Here is a 21,551-nt window from a genome sequence, read left to right as displayed (position 1 = left end):
CAAACCATGCTTTCTGCCTTTTTTGTGCATAAAGTGTGGTTTTTTTGTGTAGAAAGACAATAAACAGGATGATAGGGACGAAAGAATAAAATATAGTTAGGAGCTAGTAGGTTGGAAAATATAACGAATAGTGAAATGATTCTCGTACTTGACTTTGGCAGTCAATATAATCAACTCATCACAAGAAGAATCCGTGAGTTCGGTGTCTATAGTGAACTACATTCCCATCGTTTAACTGCGGATGAAATTAAACGGATGAATCCAAAAGGAATTATTTTATCAGGTGGACCACATAGTGTATATGATGAAAATAGCTTTCGACCTGATGAGGAAATATTTGATTTAGGTATTCCAGTGCTCGGTATTTGTTATGGTATGCAATTGATGGGTGTACATTTTGGAGGCAAAGTTGAAAGTTCCCATAAAAGAGAGTATGGGAAAGCAACAATTCAATTACAAAATACGCCAACATTATTCGAAAAATCACCGCAAGCACAAACGGTTTGGATGAGTCACGGAGATAAAATTGTTGAAGCACCACCTTCCTTCCATGTTGATGCGACAAGTTCATCAACACCAATTGCTGCGATGAGTAATGATGAAAAGAAATTATATGGCGTACAATATCATCCGGAAGTGCGCCATTCTGAACATGGAAATGAATTATTAAAATCATTTGTTCTAGATGTATGTAAATGTCATGGTGACTGGACAATGGAAAACTTTATTGAAGTAGAAATAGAAAAAATACGAGCACAAGTTGGAGATAAAAAAGTTATTTGTGCGTTAAGTGGTGGTGTTGATTCCTCAGTCGTTGCTGTATTGATTCATAAAGCAATTGGCGATCAACTCACATGTATTTTCGTTGATCACGGATTACTACGTAAAAATGAAGCAGAAGAAGTGATGCATCTTTTTGCGGAAGACTTCCATATAAATGTTATTAAGGTAGATGCAAAAGATCGTTTCCTTTCTAAATTAAAAGGTGTCGATGATCCGGAGAAAAAACGTAAAATTATCGGAAATGAATTCATTTATGTATTTGATGATGAAGCAGCAAAACTAAACGATATCGATTTTCTCGCTCAAGGAACACTTTATACAGATATTATTGAAAGTGGTACAGAAACAGCCCAAACGATTAAGTCACATCACAATGTTGGTGGCTTACCAGAAGACATGCAATTTGAACTAATTGAGCCACTAAATACATTGTTCAAAGATGAAGTTCGTGCATTGGGTACAGAATTAGGTATTCCAGATCATATCGTTTGGCGTCAACCATTCCCTGGACCAGGTTTAGCAATCCGCGTTCTAGGTGAGGTAACAGAAGAAAAATTAGCGATTGTTCGGGAGTCTGATGCCATTTTACGTGAAGAAATTGCTGCAGCTGGCCTAGACCGTGATATTTGGCAGTACTTCACTGTTCTCCCTAATATTCGCAGTGTTGGTGTCATGGGTGATCAGCGCACATATGATTATACAATTGGTATTCGTGCAGTTACTTCCATTGATGGCATGACATCTGACTGGGCACGTATTCCTTGGGATGTGTTAGAAAAAATATCGACCCGTATTGTGAATGATGTGGAACATATTAATCGGGTTGTGTATGATGTGACGAGCAAGCCACCTGCGACGATTGAGTGGGAATAGTTGTCGGAGAGCTGAAACCCCTTTGTTTATAAGGGTTTCGGCTCTTTACTCTATTTTCATTGCATTGTTATTGCATTATTTGCATTTGAATCTAAATCTTTACGTAGGTAACGAGCAGTGAATTGATTCTTGGGTGAAGTATCTTCATTTTGTGTTGCTGTCTTATAAGACATTATTCCTTCTAATTTATTGGCTACCTCAAAGTTACTATTAGGATATAAGTGTCCATAAGTACCGAGTGTCGTTTCAATATCTTCATGTCCTAAACGGTCTTTAATGATTAATGGGTTTTCTCCCATACTAATAAGCAATGAAGCATGAGAGTGTCTTAAAGCATGTAATCTAATTCGATGAACTCCAGCTTTTTTTGAAAAACGTGTAATGGCATTCGCTAACGTATGTTTTTGTGTAGGAATACCATTATAGCTCATCACATAATTGGTTTGAATGACAGATTGTTGCACGTTCTGCCATTCACAGAGTAAAGTTAAAGTATCCCCGTCTAATGCAATTTGGCGCACACTAGCCTTTGTTTTTGGTTCTACAAAAGAGTAATTATCTAAATTTTTATAGTAAAGTGTTTTATCAATAGATAACACGCCAGAATCAAAATCAATATCTTCCCATTGAATTGCAGTGGCTTCTCCAATCCGCATACCAGTCATAAATAAAAACCATAACGAGATAAATAAAAAGTGTTGATAATAATCTTCCTTATAAAAAAGAGAGATGACTTTTTCAAATTCTTCCTTAGTCCAAAAATCTATTTTTGTTTTTGTCTTCTTCACATTTCCAACAATTTTAGATGGATTATTTTCAGCTAAACCTAAAACAACCGCTCGATCCATCGCCATGGAAAATAAACCTTGAACATTTCTAATATAAGAAGAACGATACTTCTTTTTAGATAATGCTAATTGCCATTTTTGCACATGAATCGGGGTGATTTCAGTAGTGATTAAACTATTAAAAAAAGTGAAATGTTTTCTTACGGTCGGTAATCGATTTTCGTACGTTCTTTCTTTTACTTGTGTTTTATACCAAGGTAAGAAAATATCTTCAATAAACTGTTGGAACAGAATGTCATCTTGCTTTTCTTCTAATTCATCTGATTTTGTCAGCAGTAACCTCGAATATTCTTCCCTTGCTTCTTTTTTAGTTTTAAAACCACTACGGTACTTCTGAATTTGCTTGCCAGTGATTGGGTGATACCCTAAATTAGCACGAAAATAATATGTTCCGTTCTTTGCTTTTTTGATGATATCTTTAGTCATGATTTCACTCCTTACGCAATTAGTGCAAGAAGTACAAATCACACATCTAAAGTTATCCCTAATACTTCCTCAACAGCTTCTTTAGGAACACGATCTAACTTTTTTGATTGATAATACGTGTGTCCTTTTGATATCATTAGCTTTTTACATTCCTTAATGATATCAGCTGAAAAAGAAGGACCATAACCTAGTGCTACCAAGTCTTTTTTAGTGACTGTGACCATATGAACTCCTTTCCATAGACTAGGATATACTATTTGATATCTGTCTATTATTATATCGCGTTTATAAAACGATTTCTAATACGTTGCGTAAATTTGATTCTTGCACTAAAATAATAAAGCTTATTGTCATAACTTGAGGTTACTGTAACTTTTCTTGTTGAAATTAATATCAAAAATCAGATGGCTGTTGGTACAGCTCCACGGGAATTTCACCCCTGCAAGTATTCCTTCCAGCCCTACACATAGCTTGCGACGCTTTGAACGCTCGAACCATGACGGTAGGGGAGTATCATTATCCTAACTGATGAGTTATCGCCAGCAATCCACCACGATTGCATTAGATTCATAGATAATCGCTCGTTTCTATCGAAAGTCATGGCGTATGAATCAAGTGGCTCTGCATCAGTAGAACGTATCTGATTTTTTAGGAATATATACTGCACGGTGTTATCTTCCATGCTTTCTTTGTCAAAGAACATAGGCTTATCAGCCTATCAAAACAAACTAAAAATAGTGTGTTTTGATAGAATGAAAAACTGCTAATTTGGAAGCGTGTTTCGCTCCAACACGCTTCCGTGAATGGAGAATTGATTATCTGATTTCAAAAGCTAAAATTTTATTAATCAGTCTAGTTTCCATTCTGCCACGTAACATTTCATCGACTATCATGTGTGAATTTCCGTATTCATCTTTCATTAAGCGAAGAGAACGTTTCGACAGGTAGCCGCTATAATGTTCTACAATATAAAGAATTGCTTCTGTATCACCATCAGTTGCTTTTACAATAAGAGAGAAGGGAATCATGGGATATTTTGGTTTCATTCTGTATGCTCCTCTATAAAGTTTTTAACAAAAGCTAGTCCACTATTTCGATGACGATAGACTGTTGAACGATTTAATTTCAATACTTTCGCAATTTCTGCGTCACTCATACCCATAAAGTAATAGAGCAAAATGATGTTACGCTTTTTATCTGTTAAGTTTTGTAAAGCCTCACCTAGTAGATCATTTTCCACACCGATATTAAAACCGTTCAATGTGAAAATCTGTAAATCAATTGAATAGCTATCGATTGTAGAAAACTGATTAATAAGATAATCACCTGTATCGGAAAAGGAAACTTCTTGTTTTGAAATTTTTGATAAATGTTTCAAATAATTTTTACGTTCATCTTCCATCGCACGTTTACAAATATAATCGAACTGATTTTCTATCGTTGTTTGAAAAGAAGATGGCTTCATTTTTCTCACCTCCTTTCTCGTTATGAAAGGAAGTGAGCTATGCTCGTTTATCCCCCTTTGTATTAAGTCCCAACACAAAGGGTCTGTTTGTTGCAAATTTACTAAAAATTCTTTCGAAAAATTTTTTAACAAACAAAAAAACACATAAACAGATGATTTAATCTGTTTATGTGTTTTGAAAAAACGTATTATATGTTCTAAAAAACCACATTCAAGGGCGTCTTTATTTTGTGTAAGTGCATGATCTTTTTTAATAAGGGATTAGAAAACAAACATTGTTGAATAACAATATATTGCATGATGACTACCTCCTGAGAGCCGTCATCTTTTAAGAAGATTAAATTTTGTGCACTTTTATCAATTATTCATAAAAAGAGACGGCGGCTATTTAAACCGTCGTCTGAAAGAAAATATGATTTTATGCATGAAAAAGGTACTGCCAGATAACGGTTTTTTTATTATCGTTAGGCAGCATTTTTTGTTATATGAAGCACATAACAGGAACTGTGTAACCATATTATACGTTTTACTATACCTGTTTATATTCAAATAGGAACAGTAAAATGTATATAGGTGGTTTATTATGCGTAGAAAAGAAGATAAGTATGATTTTAGATTATTTGGACTTGCGATAAAAGAAGCCCGTGTAAAACAAGGTTTAACCCGAGAACAAGTAGGGGCGTCGATAGAGATTGATCCACGCTATTTAACGAATATTGAGAATAAAGGGCAACATCCCAGCATACAAGTACTTTATGATCTTGTATCGTTATTAAATGTTTCTGTCGATGAGTTTTTCTTGCCAAATTCTGAAGTGATAAAAACTAGTAGAAGAAGACAATTAGAAAAACACCTTGATAACTTAACAGATCAAGATCTTATTATTATGGAAAGTGTTGCTAAGGGAATACTAGATTCTAAAAAAATAGAGGATAATTAAATACATTTCTAATTTAACTAAATTATATAGTCTCACGTGTGCTTATTCTGTGATAATATTTAGGTTGTTTTTTCATATACTCATATATTTATTTATCCTATTTTAATTTTTTTGGGTCTGAGTCTACAAACGAAGATTCAGACTTTTTTCGCCTCTATTTATTTGTACGTAATTTTCTTACGACGTTCTTTTCTTAATGTTAAAATTCACACTAATATTTTCTTGTGTTTTTATACCTTAAATCATAATAAAATCTGCTTATAGCTTCTCCTGTAAATCATTTAAAAGCATAAAATCTATATGGTAAAATGAAATTAATACTTTGTCCTACAAATTGATATGAAAGGCAAAGGACTTTGAATAAAGCCCTTTGCATTAGTATTAACAGAAGATTACACTATACGAATCTTTAGGCATCTTTTTTCTGTTTATTCCTCTGTTCCGTAGCACTACCACGGTCATCTTCATTATTTTTTGTTTCTTCTATCTCAATACTACAGCAATCCTTTTTTGATTTAGAGAAAAAACCTTTAAGACCTAATTTTTTTTCTGACATAAATATCACCTCCTTTAAAGTACAGCTTGCACAATAAGTCCCGTGCTAATTGCTACAACTAAAATAGAAATTACAAATGCCACAACTAACTTCCGTTTAAATAATTTACTCAACAAAATGACCTCTGGAATACTTGCTCCAGCCCCTCCGATTAAAAGTGCAATGACTGTACCTAATCCCATTCCTTTGCTAACTAAAGCACCTGCAATAGGTAAAATTGCTTCTGCACGGATATACATGGGTATTCCTATTACCGATGCAATTGGAATTGCCCAAGGATTATCTCCACCTGCATATTTAACAATCAAGTCTTGTGGAACAAAGTCATAAATAAACGCTCCTATAAATACACCAATCGCTAAATATGGTAATAAAGGATAAAAGAATGACCAAGCATCCTGCAAAGCTAACTTCCATTTAGAAACATTTTGTTCTTCGTTTGAAGAAGAACCTTTCCTAACAGTAACGTCTTTAACAGCATGCTTTAATCCTAAGGCTTCCCAAACGATACCAATAAGAATTGAAAATATGCCTACTACAATTGCATAAATCAATGTTAATTTCCACCCTAGCAAAGTCCAAAGCAATATAAGAATTAATGGATTTAAAAGGGGTGAGGCAATCAGGAATGACATAGATGGCCCAAATGGCGCTCCTGAAGATAACAATCCGGCTAAAATTGGGATTGTAGAACACGAACAAAAAGGTGTCAAGGCACCGAGTCCTGTGCCATAAAGATAGCCACTCCATTTTTTTGGTCGATCAAGAACACGTTTGATTCGATCCTCTGTAACCTTTTGTTGTAGCCAACTTACTAAAAAACTGATAAAGATAAAAAGTACCGTCAATTCTATGAAAAGTGTAAAAAAGGTTTGTAGAAACTGTAAAAAGTTATCCATGATTTTCCTCCTGTATGATTAATCAATTTTTCTTGATATATTAATCAATAAAAGTTGATTAATATGATAAAAAAGTAAGACACTTATTAAAAAATCTTACAACAAGTATCTTCAGTTAGAACAAGTTGTAATTGCTCTTCGTTAATTCTATAATAATTCCAGGTGCCGTGCTTTTCTGAAACCAGTATATTGGCATTTACTAATTTTTTAAGGTGATAAGAAAGTTTAGATTGTTTTATTTCTAATTTTTCTTCTAAATCGCAAACACATAAGCTCTTATCTGAACTTTTATTAATTTCATTTAAAATCTTTAGTCTTATTTTATCGGCTAATGCGTTAAACATATTTTCATAAAAATCGAGAGCTTCATCATCACTTAATTCTTTTACATTTTTAATTAGTTCCATATTTTTCCCTCCACCAATATATCAACTTTTTTTGATGTATTAAATGTAAATCAAAGTTATAAGTTTGTCAAGACTTAAGGTGATTTTTTATTGTTTATTGAATACAATTAAGCAGGGAAAGATATCAAAATAAATATTTGGTCTACTTTTTTATTCTCATAAATCTAAATAATGCATTGTTAAAGAAAAACGAAGGCAATAGAAGCCCTTCGCTTTTTCTTTATTTCCCTTCATTTGCAAACTTTTTAATTCTCTCCTCAATCTCATCTCTTACTTGCCTAAAAACTTGCCACTTTTTTTCATCCGTACCTTCAGCTTTCGCTGGATCATCAAAACCCCAATGCCATCTTGTTACATGTGGCGGTGTCATAGGACAACTATCTTTTGCATCACCACATAAAGTAATTACAAGATCTGCGTTGTTTAAAATTTCTTTATCAATAATATCAGAAGTTTGAGTAGATATATCCACATCAACTTCCTTCATTGCTTTGACAGCATTAGGGTTTAATCCATGTGCTTCAATCCCTGCTGAATAAACATCATATTCATCGCTAAGATATTTCTTTCCAAACCCCTCTGCCATTTGACTTCTACAAGAATTCCCTGTGCATAAAAAGTAAAGTGTTTTTTTCTCCATGATAACTCTCCTTTAAAATATAGTAAGTGTTAGATAAAGACCTAATAACGTAAAAAGTAAGATTGGAATTGTTATAACAATTCCAGTTTTAAAATAAGTTCCCCATGATATCTTAACTCCTTTTTGAGATAAAACATGGAGCCATACTAAAGTGGCGAGTGAACCAATCGGTGTGATTTTTGGTCCTAAGTCAGATCCAACCACGTTAGCATAAATAAGTGCTTCTCGAATTACACCCGAAGTATCAGTTTCGGCAATAGCCAGGGCATTAATCATAACTGTTGGCATATTGTTCATAATGGATGATAAGAAAGCAGCGATAAAGCCCATTGCTATTGTAGCGACGAATAAGCCTTGTTCTGCTGTCGCTTGAATAAGAGTGGCCAGAGCATCTGTAAGTCCCGCATTTCCCAAGCCATATACTACCACATACATTCCGATTGAGAAAAATACGATAGCCCATGGTGCTCCTTTAATAACTGCTTTTGTATTCACTGCTTTACTGTTTTTTGCCATAAGGATAAAGAATATCGCTATAACACCTGCAACAATAGAAACAGGAAGATTAATAAACTCACTTACAAAGTAACCAACTACCAATAATCCAAGGACATACCATGATAAACGAAACATTTTGTGATCCCTTATGGCATTTTTAGGTTCACTTAATTTAGATACATCATATGACCTTGGAATACTTTTTCGAAAGTAAATTAATAATACAGTGATCGTTGCACCCAGTGAAAAAAAGTTTGGAATAATCATTCGAGATGCATACTCCACAAAACCAATACCGAAGAAATCGGCTGAAACGATATTAACCAAGTTACTTACTATAAAGGGTAAGGAAGTTGTGTCTGCAATAAATCCACTAGCCATAATAAATGGAAAAATCATTTTTTCATTGAAATTTAAATTACGAACCATTGCAAGTACAATTGGTGTAAGTATTAAAGCTGCACCATCATTTGCAAATAAAGCAGCCACGATTGCGCCTAAAATACTTATATAAACAAACATTTTTATTCCATTGCCTTTTGCTATTCTAGCCATATGAAGCGCAGCCCATTCAAATAATCCTATTTCATCGAGTATTAAGGAAATCAGAATGATAGCAACAAATGCGAGTGTCGCATTCCAGACAATTTCTGTTACTGCAATTACATCACTAAATTCAACCACTCCAACTATTAAGGCAAGAATAGCTCCACCAATTGCAGACCATCCAATCGACAACCCTTTAGGTTGCCAAATAACTAAAATGAGTGTTACTAAAAAAATAAAAATAGCCCAAAAAAGCAAAATAAAGCTCCTCTCTATTTCATCATCAATTAATCACAAAGGACTCTTCTTCCTTCAACCACGAATGATTGAATATTTTCATTCTTTGAAGGTAGCATGCTAGTCAAATGAAGAACCAACGTATATAGTTCATGCTCTTTATTGAGAGAATAGAAAATCCATTTTCCTCTTCTTTCTTCTAAAATGATTTCCACCTGTCTTAATCTTCTTAAATGCTGACTGATAGATGGCTGACTCATTTGAAGAAGTTCAACCAATTCACAAACACAAAAAGAATCAATCGTCAAATAGGAAATAATTTTTAATCTAGTTTCTTCACCAATTGCTTTTAAAATTTGTTCAGCATTCGAATAAGTTAACATGAAATTCACCACCTTTTACATAACTAAGTGCTAATGTCTACAAATATGACAAATTGATTAATGCCGTCAAAATTAATTGACAAAAACAATCTACAGGAATAGTATATAACCAAACGCTTATATAAGCAACTGTTTATGTGAGTTTTTTAAATAATAAAGGGAGTGCTTATTACAATGAAAAAAATTGAGATTTTTGATCCTGCGATGTGTTGTTCCACTGGTGTCTGTGGACCAAGTGTAAATCCTGAACTAATACGTATGGCTGCTGTTACAGAAAACTTGAAAGCGAAAGGTTATGAAATCATAAGATACAATTTAGCAAATGAACCTCATGCTTTTGCTGAATCACCTATTATTAGTAAGCTATTAAATGAAAAGGGGCCAGATGTTCTGCCAGTCACAGTTGTAGATGGAGAAATAAAAAAAGTAAAGGAGTTCTTAACAAATGAAGAATTACAGGAGTTAACAGGATTAACTAAAGAAACACTTGCTGCAAAGCCCCGAATTCAATTATAAAAAGGAGAGAGGGAATAAATAATGAATACATTTTTCCATCCGAATAAATTAGAGTTAACACCATTTTTATTTTTTACTGGTAAAGGAGGAGTAGGAAAAACTTCTACAGCCTGTGCTACTGCTGTATCTTTGGCAGACGAAGGAAAAAAGGTATTGCTTGTTAGCACAGATCCAGCATCAAATTTACAAGATGTGTTTGATGTAGAATTAACCAATAAACCCAAGCCTACTCCTAATATGCAAAATCTTTATGTTGCTAACATTGATCCAGAAATCTCTGCAAAGGAATATAAAGATAATGTGGTCGGACCATATCGTGATAAACTTCCTAAAGCTGTTATTAATCAAATGGAGGAACAACTTTCAGGTGCTTGTACTGTAGAAATATCTGCTTTTGATGAGTTTTCTTCTCTATTAACAGATGAAGGAATTAGTCAAACTTATGATCACGTTATTTTTGATACCGCACCGACTGGGCATACGCTTCGTTTATTACAATTGCCAACTGCTTGGAGTGGATTTTTAGATGAAAACACTCATGGAGCATCTTGTTTAGGTCCTTTAGCAGGTCTAGAAACAAAAAAGAAAATGTACAGTGCGGCTGTTCAATCGCTTTCAGATCCTAAACAGACAACGTTAATGTTAGTTACACGTCCTGAGGTTTCTCCATTATTAGAGGTAACAAAAGCCTCAAAAGAACTTGGTGAAATCGGTATTAATAATCAAACATTACTTGTTAATGGTGTAATGAAGAATTATGTCAAAGAAGACGAAACATCTACTGCGTTTTATCAACGTCAACAACAAGCTCTTACGTCAATGCCGGACGATTTAAAAAACATTCCAACTTATGAAATTCAATTGGCACCATTTAATATCGCTGGAATTGAAAATATGCGTTGTCTTTTTGATGAAACGTTCTCGAATAACCATGAAAAAGAATCGTTTATCGATATAGAAACACCTCATTTGCAAAGAATAATAGATGATCTCCAAGAGAGTAAGCAGCGAATTATTTTTACAATGGGAAAAGGTGGCGTTGGAAAAACAACAGTAGCCGCAGCTATCGCCATTGGACTGTCTGAAAGAGGAGAGAAAGTTCATTTAACGACAACAGATCCAGCTGCACATATTAATGAAGTGTTGAATCATCAAACTGGAAATATCACCGTTAGTCGGATTGATCCTAAAGTGGAAGTAGAAAAGTACCAAGAAGAAGTTATCGAAGCATCAAAACATGAATTAAATAAAGAAGGAATCGCTTATTTAGAAGAAGATCTTCGTTCACCTTGTACAGAGGAAATTGCAGTGTTTCGTGCATTCGCTAATATCGTAGAAAAGGCAAATGACGAAATTATTGTAATTGATACAGCACCGACAGGGCATACACTTTTATTACTAGATTCTACTCAGGCTTATCATAAAGAAATGGAAAGATCCACAGGGGAAGTACCTTTATCAGTTCAACAACTACTGCCACGATTAAGGAACCCAAAAGAAACAACAGTTGTTATCGTTACCCTGGCAGAAGCGACTCCCGTTCATGAAGCGAGCCGTTTGCAAGATGATTTAAATCGAGCAAATATAACCCCTAAATGGTGGGTTATTAATCAAAGCTTATATGCTACTCATACAATTGACCCCATCTTACATGGACGGTCAGTATCAGAAATAGAGTGGATAAAAGAAGTAGAAAAACATTCAAACAACAATTACGTAATTATCCCTTGGAAAATTAAAAATCCTGTTGGATATGAGGCAATAAGAGATTTAACTATAAATACGGCGGAGGTTTATAAATGATTATTACAGATCAAGCAAAATCGTATATTGAAAAAATGATGAAGGAAAATGGAGAGATTAATTTACGCTTTACATTTGAAGGAGTAGGTTGTTGTGGACCAAATTTTGGAGTTACTCTAGCAGAACAGCGAGATGATGATAAAGTCGAAGTCATTAATGGAATTAATGTGAGTGTTGATAAAAAGGTAGTTGATGCTACGGAGAACATTACTTTGGATTTTGAGGGAACCGAAGAAGACGGAGGACTTGTGATTAAAGAAAATAATAACTGTTGTTAATGTCGATTGGATTTGTTTACTAGAGCAAGACAACAATCCATAATTATTCATTTCCCTCTTGATTTATAATCAAAAATCAAGAGGGAAATTACCTTACCTGTACATCAATGGTTCCCTACAATCATCCAGTTTGTATCTTTCTCTAATGTTAATGCATACTGTGAAACTTGCGTTGTCTTGGTTGTTTCATCTAAATATTTCACTGATAACCAAACATGCACTTGATTTTCGGACTGTTGAAATATAGGATTGAGGAGCTCTGAAAATGAATAATTCTTCCCGACTACTGGCAATGCATTGTTTTTCACATAATAAGCAAGTTCTTTATCCGTGGCAGTAGGATAAAATGTAAAAAACGTCTCCAAAAACTCAGTTACTTCTTGTACCATATTAGTATCAACAGTACCATCACTTTCAGATTGCTCTGGTTCATAATCTGATTTATTCGGAGTGTTCCATAAAGTAGGATTTTGTGTAATGATTAAGTTACCTACACTATCTTGATGAAGCAAGATCCGATAAGTAGAACTATGTTTTTCGCTATTCTTATCTTCCGTAATATTTTGCTTTACCGTATAAACAACCGCATAAGTACCATCATCTTCTTGTGATACTGACCAAATATCAATATCACTAACACTCGAACTAGTAGGAATATCTGCTCTTACTGTATCAGTATTTAAAGCATGCAATTCCTTTGTTAGATAAAGACTTAATTTTTCTTCTCGTCGTTCAATCGATTCTTTATTGTTTTGCCACGTATAGTAATCTTTCACAAAGTTTTTCGTAAAGCTTTCAATTGCACTTGTATCCACAAGTTTTGTTTCAATGACTTCTTTTTCATGAACTGTATGTTGGTCAATTGCCGTAAAGTTCTTATAAATCCCAAAGGCAAGACTACTGATTAATACAACCCACAAAACCGTGACGGATTTCTTACGTGTGCCAACACTTTTTACTTTTGTTTTCGATGACTTTGTTTCCACTGTTTGTTTTTCTTTTTTTCTAAATTTGTTTTTCATCTATTCCAACCCTTTCTATTGTTTAATGCGTCCAGCCCCAATTAAATGTTTTTGCCAGTAGGCAGTTGTTAAATCTGCATAGCCAATCGGATCACCTGCGTTATACATTTGATTGTCTCCAAGATAAATTCCAACATGGGTAACATACGTTCCAGCATTATACGTTGAGTGAAAAAATACTAAATCACCTGGTTCTGCTTCAGACAAAGAGATGTGTTCTGTCACGTCATATTGTTGTTGTGCTGTTCTTGGCAAATGAATGCCCGCCTTTTGATAGCTCCATTGCGTCAGTCCACTACAATCAAAAGACGTATTTGGGTTATCTCCACCAAATACATAAGGATAGCCTTCGTATTTCAATGCTTCATCCATCACAAGTTGCACAAGGTCACCATCAAATTGTGGGGAGTGAAAATATTGATTAACTAAATCAACATAAAACATATTGCCATACAAATAACGCCAACCCCCGTTCTTCTTTACCGCAATAGGATTGGAGTAAGTCGTTTTACTTCCACCTGACTTTTCCTTCGCAAAACTTTGCGCTAAGTCAAAACTATACTTTTTTCCTCTTTGTGCAACATAATCAATGAAACCACCGCCATAGTTATATGCTTGAATAACCGTATTTCCATCTACTTCTTTAGATTCTGCGGATTGAATTAAGTCTGCAAAGTATTTTACTCCTTGCTTTATAGATGCTTCTTCCGAATTTAAAGTATTCGGTGGTAATCCCATGGATTCGCTTGATTGCATCACATCAATTAATTTCCCACCACTTTCGACTTCCATAATTGCAAGTAATGTTGACACATATTCACTGACGCCATATTCTTTCGCATATTTTTCTACTGTTGAGCGATGTTTTAATACATCTGCTGACACAGAAACGCTTCCACCGCTATCCATGTCAAAATCATTTCCTCCTGATGAATCATCTTCATTAGAAATGAAAAGTGCCACAAAGACTAATAAGCCAAAGAAGAGTAGAAAGCCTACTCCATACGTAATGAGCATTATTTTTAATCGCATAACCTTCATTGACGTTCCCTCCTATGTGTAGGCGCGGAACGTTTCTGAAGCTTTCTTTTCTTTATTACTTTGATTGGGTTATCTTGTTGTTTCATCACTTTTCGTATATTTTGTTTACGTTCCATTTCGGGACATTCTTTATAAACTGATACCTTTCTATTCAACTTCGACTGTTTGAATGGATCCTGCATCCTACGGGTTACATGTCCTTGAGCGTTTGTTGATGTCTTTCCTTGATCTACAATTCTTCCTACCATCGGTTCTCTTTGAGTAACTGGCCGTGTATGAGTAGACCGCTCACGAGAAGCTGCACGTTTTTTATCCAATGCCCGTCGTTTATCAGCTATTGATTGGCGATGCTTCATTGAGCGTTCTTTTGCTACTTTTTCTCTTTGTTCCTTCGCTTGCACCACACCTTCTTTGAATTCATGAACAGGCTTTTTCAACTGTTCTTTGCCTTGCATGACCGCATATTTTGTATTCGTTGGTAAATCAACCAATTGTTCTTTTCGATGTTTGATATTTGCTCGAATCTGATTTTTTGCACCAAGTACCTTGCCCGTTACTTGACCAAACTTTTGACTTAATGAAGTCGGATTCTCCTGTTCTTTCGTCTTTTCTCTATTCTTTTTAGATGATGATGTAAGCCGTTGTAACGGACGAAGGGGGGATGAATTTCCTTTTGTTTTTTTAGATTGACCAACTAATGCACCAGCCGTCGCTCCAGCAGTTGCCCCTGCAAGTGTACGTGTAATATTACGTTGTAAGCGGCGACCCCCACGATTAAACATGCGATAAGGCCGACGCATCATTTTACGGCCAACATTCTGTGAATCATTACTTTGTAAGCTAAACATACTCATAATGTCACCAAGTTTCATGTAAATGCCCGCAAACGTGACAATCTGTAAGAAGGCAATTAAGAAAAATGGATAGCTCGTCGTTAAACTGTAAAGCATGGAAGAAATACTGAAAGCAACGGTAATGATTAACGTGATGCCTGCACGAAGCATGATCACATTAAACAATTTCATAATCGCTTGTTTTCCCATGTTTTCAAAGGTTGGAATCATAGATAATAGAAAACTAATCGGTAAAAACATCGCATAAATAATAAATAGAATTTGCGAAAAAATCATAATGCCTGATAATAGGAAAACAAAAATGGATATTCCTATGTTAAATAGAAATAAAAAGAAGACCATGCCTAAACGTGTTGTGGTCTTCGTTATAGTCAAATTTTTATTGTCATGATCTTCGATTTCTGCTTTCACCGCACTTTCACGATCTTTTCCGTTATTAGAATCTGGACTAGTCGAAACTAGCGTATCAACGCGATCTTTTCCAATCGTCTCTTTGTCCGAATCATCAAATTGCAACAACATCCATGGCTGTTCTACTTGAATAGAAAAGAGGTTATCCCGTATCATATCCACACTATCTTTTCCTTGACTAGTAGAGCTCGGCATTAAGATTTTTGTTCCTAAATCTAAACTTGCTTCACTAATATCTGCTGAAAAATCATTGATTTTTGTAATGTATGTTGGTGCGTAAGCGATAAAAGAAGCTGATAAGAGAAACACGACTAAAAAGTTTAGAATCGCTCGAATCGCTTTCGTCGTTTCTCGTTTCATTAATCCTGTATAGGCCACGTATATTCCAATGATTAAAATAAACAGAAGCAAGAATCCAACATAAAAACCCGAACTACTAAAACCACTTGCCGTAATTCCTGCTAATGTTTGCATGTTCTTTCCGATCGCATCTGCTGTTTGAGAAATGAAATCAAGGGAGTAGGCTTGTTGGATTAAGTAGCCTGTCGCATTTGATAAATACAGACTTATTATCCAAATGAAGTTGGTAATCGTATAGAGTCCATACATGACTTGTTTACCAATTCCATCATTCCAGTTCCACGGCAGCCAATCCCAACCTGTATCGACATAAAAATCAAGTTGGTAATGATCTAATGGATAAAGGGAATATAAGTTATCTTCTGATACCGTATCATCTACCAATCCCGCAGCTTGTGCAAATGTACCAAGTAAAAGAAGACATAGAAAAACGGCAGCACCAATGAGTACTACCGTTAAAATCACCTTTTTCAATTGTCGTTTATTCACATCATCACCTCGTCTCTTTTTCAATTGTAGGTGGTCGAGTATCGAAGGCATCAAATAAATCTTCGAAAACAGGATGGACTTGAATAATCCCAACACGTCCATATAAATCTTGAATCAAACATTGCCCATTTTCTAGTTCACGTAGTCGCCTTTGATTGCCTTCATCTTCTTTATCGACGCCGAAGAATTCTAATGTCTTTTTGATTTCATTAATATCCCTAGAACGAAAGGCAAACTTCACACCGATATTGTTTTTCAATTTCTCATCCGTTAAATCATCCGCGTTTTGCGTCACAAAATATACACCAGCATTCATGGCACGTCCTGCCCTTACTAGTTTGTTAGATAGTGTTTTCCCTTGAGCAACTTGTAGGAAGGACCAGGCTTCATCTAAATCAACTATTTTAAATATGCTTCGATCAGAATGGATAAAGTCTAATGCAAAGGTAGAAATTACAATCAACATCGCAACACTAAGCAATTCCATTGTTGTGTACTCCTCAAAACTCGTTTCCGCATCGGGTAAAACTAAATCAGCGACTTGAATGATATTTAATTGTTTCTCTATACTAATCGAATTTTTCACCGTTCCATCGGAAAATAATAAATGGGCAAAGTCATAATCCGTAAAACTTTCAATATGGTCCGCAATTGGACCAGCTAATGGATTCGGATCACTTCTAAGTTCCTGGATGACAAGAAGCAACCCTTGTTCCTCTTGTTGACTGACCGCTCGAATCGCACGCCGTAACACAGGAAACTTTTCACCATCACGACTGGAAATTCCTGTGAGAAAGGTGAGAATATCAATCGCAAGGCTCTCCGAATCCTTTTTCTTTTTCATAATGACAAAAGGATCAAGTAGTCCTTTGTTTGAATCATCACTTGTTAAATTAACCACATTAATTTCATGTGCCATTTCAGGCAATGTTTCTTTCCAATTGCCCCGTTCCGCCTTTGGATCAACAATAAGAGCTTGTCCGCCAAATAGCACCGCATAATAAACAAGTAAGTTATTTGAAAAAGATTTCCCACCACCAAGTGAGCCCAAAAATGCCGAAGCTAAAGCATTTGTGACAGAACCTTTCACACCTTGACTCGCTAAACTAGGATTGAGATATACATTTCTTCCTGTATCCAAGTTGTAGCCAAAATAAATCCCTTCTGTTTCACCAAGCATCTGTGTTGCACCAAATCCAAGCCCAGCTAAAAAGTCAGATGTAACGTACTGAATATAATCATTCATATATCGTTTACTAGCGGGAATAAATTCACTGTGCAAACCAATCATATCCCCAAAAGGACGAACAAGTTTTACGTTTAAATCATCATAAAAATCTTTCACTTCATTACACCGTTGTTTCAGTTCATCTAAGGTAGACGCCGAAACTCGGATGACATAACTTAACTTGTACATCGACTCCTTACTTTGATCGAGTACATCTTCTAATTCATTCACTTGTTCTAACGCTTCTAACACATTGCTTCCTGTTTCATTGTTGGATTCCCACGCATGATTGTCTAAATCTTTTAATTCCTTTTTCTTGTTCCGCACAGTTGATAATGCTTTTTTATTCGTCACAATTTCTACATTCATGGATGTATCGATCGGAAAGGTGAATTGTTGCTGTTGATAATAAAAGATTTCATCTGATGGAAACTCCAAATCACCGACAATCGAATTAATGGTAAAATAAGCAACATATGTTGTCTGTTCTTCTTGTTCGATTTTTAAATAACGCTGATTTTCTTCTATTAAACAACGTGTTGGTTTGATGATGTCATAGCGCTTCACTAAAGTTTCATGTTTTAACTTTTGTAGGGGAAGCACATAGTCATATTCCTCATAAGCAATATTTGATTGACCATGTAAATGTTCAATCAAATATCCAAAATCATTTTTATCTAAGGTACGTATTTTGAAACGCCTTGAAATTTTATTTTGCAGCAAAGATTCCATTTTAGAGAAACGTCTCAATTCGTCATGGGGCATGGAAACAAAATCGCCCATTAAGTGATGGTTCACATCACGAACAAAAGAAGATAGTGAATTTTTAATCGATTTCCCCATAGATTTCATACTGATTTCTTCTTCATTCAAGAGCAATTTAAAACCAATAAAGAAACGATAGTCTACTTGATATTCCCCAATCATGGAAACAAGCGCTTCGGTTTGATCATCAATTCGTGCATAAGCAACATCTTTTAACCTTCCAGTTATCAATTCTTTACTTCGCTCTTGAACAGAACGAATACTACTAGCCGTACTAATTTGCAGGGCATGAATTTTTCCATCTTGATTTTGTGCAATCAATTGGCGAAAGTGATCATGCACTTGGATTTTTTCATCTGGTGACAAAAAAGAATAGTTGTAGGGAAGCAATTCATAATAAGCAAAACATTCGCCATCATGATTGAAGACAAGATTATTTTCTATATATTTAATCGGATAACGCATGCAGTTCACTCCTCACAGCTGTAATACTTTCATTCATTTTCACTTGTTGTAATTTGATTGGCTTCCCTGCATAAGTTAATTTAGGGCGTGAAAAGTAAGTGATGACGGATTTTAAAAAGCTATATGGCTTTTTTCCATCAAATGTTTTTTGACTCATAAACCATGTTAAGCCAACAGGAATTCCCACATATTTTAATAACGCTCCATTGATCAATGAGAGTGGGGGAAGATTACCAAGTACCATGACAAGCAATAAAGAAAGTACAAACCACGACATTTGATTAAACGTGACGGGGAAGGGTAAGCGAAAATCATTAATCGCATAAATGACTTTTTCAACTGACCAAATACGTGTATAACTTTTTAGTTTTTTCATAAGTTCTCCTTTCAAAGAAGAAAACAGCCTGCATGAACACAGACTGTTTCACAAATTTTTATATTTACTTATCCAACATATTCAAACACACCATGTGACGTAACAAGAAAACTCCCGTTTATTTCTAAATCTCTACCAAGCGCTTGATAATCAATATAGTTCTGTAAGTTAGTAGGGACTTCACCAAGCATGCCTGTTTCTTCCACATAGTAACGAGCCACATCTTCCATATCTTCACAATCTGCATAACAGATAATATCATCTTGATTTTCTAGCAATTCTTCCAAGCTATCAAACCAGTAGCCTTGAATTTCAGATAGTTCATGATAAATCGGCGATCCTTCTAATTCTTCTACCATCGCACATAACCGATTGATTTCAGAGATTGGAGTGTATTCACCAATCTCAAATGGCAATTCATAATCATGTATGGCATATTCTTCATATTCACTATTTAAGCCAATGCGTTCCCTCACTTCTTCCATGTCAATGGGTGGTGTAAACCACGATCCAACCAATTCGCCTTCATTATATTTTCCGAGATTGGCGATATATACTTGCATGTCCATTAATTTTTCACATCCTTTTTGTTAAAAATGCGCATAAAAAAACAGCTAACTGTTTGAAGTTAGCTGCCAAGTTGGGACAATTAGAATATATTTCTAATATCCACTTTATTTTTTAAAATTTGAAGCCAAAAAATCGATTTTTTTCATCATTTAATCTGTCCAATTTTGCAACTACCATATCTTGCTTTTCAAAGTATCCCAAATCCTCTTCTGTCAATTCAGTTTTATTGATAGTTACAAAATATTGTCCTTTAGTATTCTTTTTTAATCTTTTGTCTAAGTGCCTTAACAGTACTCCTTTTACGTATGGATCAGGATTTGAATATGAGCCATCATGTATTAAAAAGTTTATATCAAAGTTATTTAATACTCTATGCAAAAACCACGTTAAGTCAAACATGTTAATTTTCATATGCAAGCGACCATGTGATCTCTCATCAGGAATAGAACAACTAATTTTTACCCTACCAGTAGTAGAGGTTTTACTGTAATTAATTCTATTATCATATTCAAAATCAAGAAAACCATGTTGATTATAAGAAACATCAACTAATTCGTTAAATAAAGTTTGAAGATTTCTTTTCAAATCATCAAAGTACAGAAACTCATCATATTGCATTGAATTAATCCTTAACACTTTATGTTGAATCTCATTTATGTTTTCTACAATTTCATTCTTTTTATTATAATCATTTATTCTTACCCTGACTTCAGCCAGTTCAACTTCTTTATCTCTTTTCTTGTCCATTACTAGAGATATGTCTTCTACATAATTCTCACTTATAAATATTTTAGAAGTTTCTTCTAAGTCCTTCTCCAAAATTTGTTTTTGGCTGTTCAATTTTTTTAGCCTACTATTTAAAGAAGAAATTTTATCCTTAAAATAATTCCCCCTGCTATCAACCATAAAATCATAAAACTCTTTTACTTTCTGGTAATTTTCCCTTACATCATCGGGAAAAAAACCTACTAAATCTTTATAAAATTGTTCCACGTTTTCAAGCTGTTTTATTTCACTTACTTTTTCTTTTAAATTCTCTATATTTTTTTGGTACTGGCTCCGGACATGTTCATATTCAAATATTTTATTTTGAACATCGTTGAGTTCCTTTTTTATTAAGGTATAGTTTTTCGTACTTTTTTTAAAATGAGTGACTGTTTTTGCTTTCTTTATTGCTTTATCAAGTTCGTCTATTTGATCTATAATTTCCTCTTCTTTCACCTTTAAATCCGTTATGTTTATACTCATTGACTCAATGATTTTTATTTCATTATTCATCTCTTCAATGCGGTCCCTGAATGTTTTTATTTCAAATTCTGTTTTATTTGGTAGAGTAAATAAATAATTTAGATATCTATATTGTTTTAATCCATTTCTGTTAGGTAATAGAATATCATTAAAACCATTCTTTTCATCTCTAATAATATATTCTCTTAATGCAGCAAAAGTAATGTTTTCCTCTTTTTCCGTTAATATTAGATTCTCTACATGATTTTTAAAAGTTGTAAGAGTTACCTTTTTCCACGTGGAAATATCCATTGAGAGCTCGTTAGTATTTTCTAACAAAAATCCATGACGAGGATTATTAAAAGATCTTGATAAAAAATGTGTAGTGTCTTTGGTACGTATTTTTAAAGCAATGTAAATATTTTTATTTAATATATCCCCATTATCTTGATAATATTTTGGGATTGATTTACCAAGCAAAAACGATATGCAATCAATCATAGTTGATTTACCAACACCATTAGTCTCATCGTTAGCATGTCTCTTTTCACCTAAAATTATGTTCACACCATTTTTATTAAATACATATTTTTTGAAAATTTCATTATTGTCAGGAGAGAAAATATATAATTCATCTAAAATCAT

The 21,551-nt window shown here is 34.4% G+C and carries 22 protein-coding genes; 5 read left to right on the top strand and 17 right to left on the bottom strand.

The annotated features are described in order from the left end of the window. The first annotated feature begins 135 nt into the window (after positions 1 to 135). Positions 136 to 1,656, top strand: a complete 1,521-nt coding sequence (guaA, locus tag ACFFIS_RS15935; protein ID WP_390188370.1) for a glutamine-hydrolyzing GMP synthase — start codon at positions 136 to 138, stop codon at positions 1,654 to 1,656. A gap of 56 nt (positions 1,657 to 1,712) precedes the next feature. Here guaA and ACFFIS_RS15930 read toward each other — a convergent pair whose 3' ends face one another. From ACFFIS_RS15930 to ACFFIS_RS15915, 4 genes are all read right to left on the bottom strand, one after another. Continuing rightward, positions 1,713 to 2,930 carry a site-specific integrase gene (locus tag ACFFIS_RS15930; RefSeq protein WP_390188332.1) on the bottom strand — a complete coding sequence of 406 codons (1,218 nt, stop codon included), beginning with the start codon at positions 2,928 to 2,930 and terminating at the stop codon, positions 1,713 to 1,715. Between the two features lie 38 nt (positions 2,931 to 2,968). Continuing rightward, complete coding sequence (locus ACFFIS_RS15925; RefSeq protein WP_057987222.1) at positions 2,969 to 3,154, bottom strand: DUF3173 domain-containing protein; 186 nt, start codon at positions 3,152 to 3,154, stop codon at positions 2,969 to 2,971. Between the two features lie 591 nt (positions 3,155 to 3,745). Continuing rightward, on the bottom strand, positions 3,746 to 3,976 hold the full coding sequence (locus tag ACFFIS_RS15920; protein ID WP_320381403.1) for a helix-turn-helix domain-containing protein: 231 nt from the start codon (positions 3,974 to 3,976) through the stop codon (positions 3,746 to 3,748). Beyond that, positions 3,973 to 4,395 carry an RNA polymerase sigma factor gene (locus ACFFIS_RS15915; protein WP_320381404.1) on the bottom strand — a complete coding sequence of 141 codons (423 nt, stop codon included), beginning with the start codon at positions 4,393 to 4,395 and terminating at the stop codon, positions 3,973 to 3,975. The genes ACFFIS_RS15920 and ACFFIS_RS15915 overlap by 4 nt, the downstream gene beginning before the upstream one ends. Before the next feature lie 583 nt (positions 4,396 to 4,978). Between ACFFIS_RS15915 and ACFFIS_RS15910 the strand changes: the two genes are divergently transcribed. Beyond that, positions 4,979 to 5,335, top strand: coding sequence for a helix-turn-helix domain-containing protein (locus ACFFIS_RS15910; protein WP_320381406.1), 357 nt, complete (start codon positions 4,979 to 4,981; stop codon positions 5,333 to 5,335). Between the two features lie 409 nt (positions 5,336 to 5,744). Here ACFFIS_RS15910 and ACFFIS_RS15905 read toward each other — a convergent pair whose 3' ends face one another. The 6 genes from ACFFIS_RS15905 to ACFFIS_RS15880 form a co-directional block, all read right to left on the bottom strand. Further along, positions 5,745 to 5,891 (bottom strand): hypothetical protein, encoded by a 147-nt coding sequence (locus ACFFIS_RS15905; RefSeq protein WP_320381407.1) that lies wholly within the window; start codon positions 5,889 to 5,891, stop codon positions 5,745 to 5,747. A 14-nt stretch (positions 5,892 to 5,905) separates the two neighbouring features. Next, positions 5,906 to 6,793: a permease gene (locus tag ACFFIS_RS15900; protein WP_320381562.1), complete on the bottom strand. Its 888-nt coding sequence runs from the start codon at positions 6,791 to 6,793 to the stop codon at positions 5,906 to 5,908. An 83-nt stretch (positions 6,794 to 6,876) separates the two neighbouring features. Beyond that, positions 6,877 to 7,197: an ArsR/SmtB family transcription factor gene (locus tag ACFFIS_RS15895; RefSeq protein WP_320381409.1), complete on the bottom strand. Its 321-nt coding sequence runs from the start codon at positions 7,195 to 7,197 to the stop codon at positions 6,877 to 6,879. A 220-nt stretch (positions 7,198 to 7,417) separates the two neighbouring features. After that, entirely contained in the window at positions 7,418 to 7,837 is a 420-nt protein-coding gene (gene arsC, locus ACFFIS_RS15890; protein ID WP_320381410.1) for an arsenate reductase (thioredoxin), read from the bottom strand. Between the two features lie 12 nt (positions 7,838 to 7,849). Continuing rightward, entirely contained in the window at positions 7,850 to 9,139 is a 1,290-nt protein-coding gene (locus ACFFIS_RS15885; protein ID WP_390188330.1) for an arsenic transporter, read from the bottom strand. Positions 9,140 to 9,168: 29 nt separating this feature from the next. Then, positions 9,169 to 9,501 carry an ArsR/SmtB family transcription factor gene (locus ACFFIS_RS15880; RefSeq protein WP_320381411.1) on the bottom strand — a complete coding sequence of 111 codons (333 nt, stop codon included), beginning with the start codon at positions 9,499 to 9,501 and terminating at the stop codon, positions 9,169 to 9,171. A gap of 174 nt (positions 9,502 to 9,675) precedes the next feature. Here ACFFIS_RS15880 and arsD point away from each other — a divergent pair, with 174 nt between their 5' ends. From arsD to ACFFIS_RS15865, 3 genes are read left to right on the top strand one after another with little or no spacing between them, the layout of a single operon-like run. Further along, positions 9,676 to 10,017 carry an arsenite efflux transporter metallochaperone ArsD gene (arsD, locus tag ACFFIS_RS15875; RefSeq protein ID WP_320381412.1) on the top strand — a complete coding sequence of 114 codons (342 nt, stop codon included), beginning with the start codon at positions 9,676 to 9,678 and terminating at the stop codon, positions 10,015 to 10,017. Between the two features lie 21 nt (positions 10,018 to 10,038). Further along, positions 10,039 to 11,820 carry an arsenical pump-driving ATPase gene (gene arsA, locus ACFFIS_RS15870; protein WP_390188328.1) on the top strand — a complete coding sequence of 594 codons (1,782 nt, stop codon included), beginning with the start codon at positions 10,039 to 10,041 and terminating at the stop codon, positions 11,818 to 11,820. Next, complete coding sequence (locus tag ACFFIS_RS15865) at positions 11,817 to 12,098, top strand: iron-sulfur cluster biosynthesis family protein (RefSeq protein WP_320381413.1); 282 nt, start codon at positions 11,817 to 11,819, stop codon at positions 12,096 to 12,098. The genes arsA and ACFFIS_RS15865 overlap by 4 nt, the downstream gene beginning before the upstream one ends. A 104-nt stretch (positions 12,099 to 12,202) precedes the next feature. Here ACFFIS_RS15865 and ACFFIS_RS15860 read toward each other — a convergent pair whose 3' ends face one another. The 7 genes from ACFFIS_RS15860 to ACFFIS_RS15830 all read right to left on the bottom strand — a co-directional run bounded on the left by ACFFIS_RS15860 (position 12,203) and on the right by ACFFIS_RS15830 (position 21,551). Further along, positions 12,203 to 13,120, bottom strand: coding sequence for a conjugal transfer protein (locus tag ACFFIS_RS15860; RefSeq protein WP_390188326.1), 918 nt, complete (start codon positions 13,118 to 13,120; stop codon positions 12,203 to 12,205). 15 nt (positions 13,121 to 13,135) lie between these two features. Next, the gene (locus ACFFIS_RS15855) at positions 13,136 to 14,152 is read right to left on the bottom strand and encodes a bifunctional lytic transglycosylase/C40 family peptidase (protein ID WP_320381564.1); all 1,017 of its coding nucleotides are present in this window, start codon (positions 14,150 to 14,152) and stop codon (positions 13,136 to 13,138) included. A gap of 5 nt (positions 14,153 to 14,157) precedes the next feature. Continuing rightward, on the bottom strand, positions 14,158 to 16,326 hold the full coding sequence (locus ACFFIS_RS15850) for a CD3337/EF1877 family mobilome membrane protein (protein ID WP_390188325.1): 2,169 nt from the start codon (positions 16,324 to 16,326) through the stop codon (positions 14,158 to 14,160). Beyond that, positions 16,280 to 18,733, bottom strand: a complete 2,454-nt coding sequence (gene tcpF / locus ACFFIS_RS15845; RefSeq protein ID WP_390188323.1) for a conjugal transfer ATPase TcpF — start codon at positions 18,731 to 18,733, stop codon at positions 16,280 to 16,282. Before tcpF ends, ACFFIS_RS15850 begins: the two co-directional genes overlap by 47 nt. Next, positions 18,717 to 19,109: a conjugal transfer protein gene (locus ACFFIS_RS15840; protein WP_390188322.1), complete on the bottom strand. Its 393-nt coding sequence runs from the start codon at positions 19,107 to 19,109 to the stop codon at positions 18,717 to 18,719. Before ACFFIS_RS15840 ends, tcpF begins: the two co-directional genes overlap by 17 nt. Positions 19,110 to 19,177: 68 nt before the next feature. Beyond that, positions 19,178 to 19,678, bottom strand: a complete 501-nt coding sequence (locus ACFFIS_RS15835) for an antirestriction protein ArdA (RefSeq protein WP_320381416.1) — start codon at positions 19,676 to 19,678, stop codon at positions 19,178 to 19,180. A gap of 112 nt (positions 19,679 to 19,790) precedes the next feature. Further along, the gene (locus ACFFIS_RS15830) at positions 19,791 to 21,551 is read right to left on the bottom strand and encodes a DUF2326 domain-containing protein (protein ID WP_390188320.1); all 1,761 of its coding nucleotides are present in this window, start codon (positions 21,549 to 21,551) and stop codon (positions 19,791 to 19,793) included.

Origin of the sequence: Paracerasibacillus soli (assembly GCF_042432965.1) — a bacterium.
Lineage (GTDB): Bacteria > Bacillota > Bacilli > Bacillales > Amphibacillaceae > Paracerasibacillus > Paracerasibacillus soli.
This window is presented reverse-complemented; position numbering and strand designations above follow the sequence as displayed.

Bases quoted from the DNA above. Each gene is read 5' to 3' on its own strand.
- ACFFIS_RS15920 (WP_320381403.1), bottom strand. From the start codon at position 3,976: ATGAAACCAAAATATCCCATGATTCCCTTCTCTCTTATTGTAAAAGCA.
- ACFFIS_RS15830 (WP_390188320.1), bottom strand. From the start codon at position 21,551: ATGATTTTAGATGAATTATATATTTTCTCTCCTGACAATAATGAAATT.
- ACFFIS_RS15930 (WP_390188332.1), bottom strand. From the start codon at position 2,930: ATGACTAAAGATATCATCAAAAAAGCAAAGAACGGAACATATTATTTT.
- tcpF (WP_390188323.1), bottom strand. From the start codon at position 18,733: ATGCGTTATCCGATTAAATATATAGAAAATAATCTTGTCTTCAATCAT.
- ACFFIS_RS15860 (WP_390188326.1), bottom strand. From the start codon at position 13,120: ATGAAAAACAAATTTAGAAAAAAAGAAAAACAAACAGTGGAAACAAAG.
- ACFFIS_RS15895 (WP_320381409.1), bottom strand. From the start codon at position 7,197: ATGGAACTAATTAAAAATGTAAAAGAATTAAGTGATGATGAAGCTCTC.
- ACFFIS_RS15880 (WP_320381411.1), bottom strand. From the start codon at position 9,501: ATGTTAACTTATTCGAATGCTGAACAAATTTTAAAAGCAATTGGTGAA.
- ACFFIS_RS15925 (WP_057987222.1), bottom strand. From the start codon at position 3,154: ATGGTCACAGTCACTAAAAAAGACTTGGTAGCACTAGGTTATGGTCCT.
- ACFFIS_RS15850 (WP_390188325.1), bottom strand. From the start codon at position 16,326: ATGCCTTCGATACTCGACCACCTACAATTGAAAAAGAGACGAGGTGAT.
- ACFFIS_RS15835 (WP_320381416.1), bottom strand. From the start codon at position 19,678: ATGGACATGCAAGTATATATCGCCAATCTCGGAAAATATAATGAAGGC.
- arsC (WP_320381410.1), bottom strand. From the start codon at position 7,837: ATGGAGAAAAAAACACTTTACTTTTTATGCACAGGGAATTCTTGTAGA.
- arsD (WP_320381412.1), top strand. From the start codon at position 9,676: ATGAAAAAAATTGAGATTTTTGATCCTGCGATGTGTTGTTCCACTGGT.
- ACFFIS_RS15840 (WP_390188322.1), bottom strand. From the start codon at position 19,109: ATGAAAAAACTAAAAAGTTATACACGTATTTGGTCAGTTGAAAAAGTC.
- ACFFIS_RS15915 (WP_320381404.1), bottom strand. From the start codon at position 4,395: ATGAAGCCATCTTCTTTTCAAACAACGATAGAAAATCAGTTCGATTAT.
- ACFFIS_RS15865 (WP_320381413.1), top strand. From the start codon at position 11,817: ATGATTATTACAGATCAAGCAAAATCGTATATTGAAAAAATGATGAAG.
- ACFFIS_RS15910 (WP_320381406.1), top strand. From the start codon at position 4,979: ATGCGTAGAAAAGAAGATAAGTATGATTTTAGATTATTTGGACTTGCG.
- ACFFIS_RS15855 (WP_320381564.1), bottom strand. From the start codon at position 14,152: ATGCGATTAAAAATAATGCTCATTACGTATGGAGTAGGCTTTCTACTC.
- ACFFIS_RS15905 (WP_320381407.1), bottom strand. From the start codon at position 5,891: ATGTCAGAAAAAAAATTAGGTCTTAAAGGTTTTTTCTCTAAATCAAAA.
- guaA (WP_390188370.1), top strand. From the start codon at position 136: ATGATTCTCGTACTTGACTTTGGCAGTCAATATAATCAACTCATCACA.
- arsA (WP_390188328.1), top strand. From the start codon at position 10,039: ATGAATACATTTTTCCATCCGAATAAATTAGAGTTAACACCATTTTTA.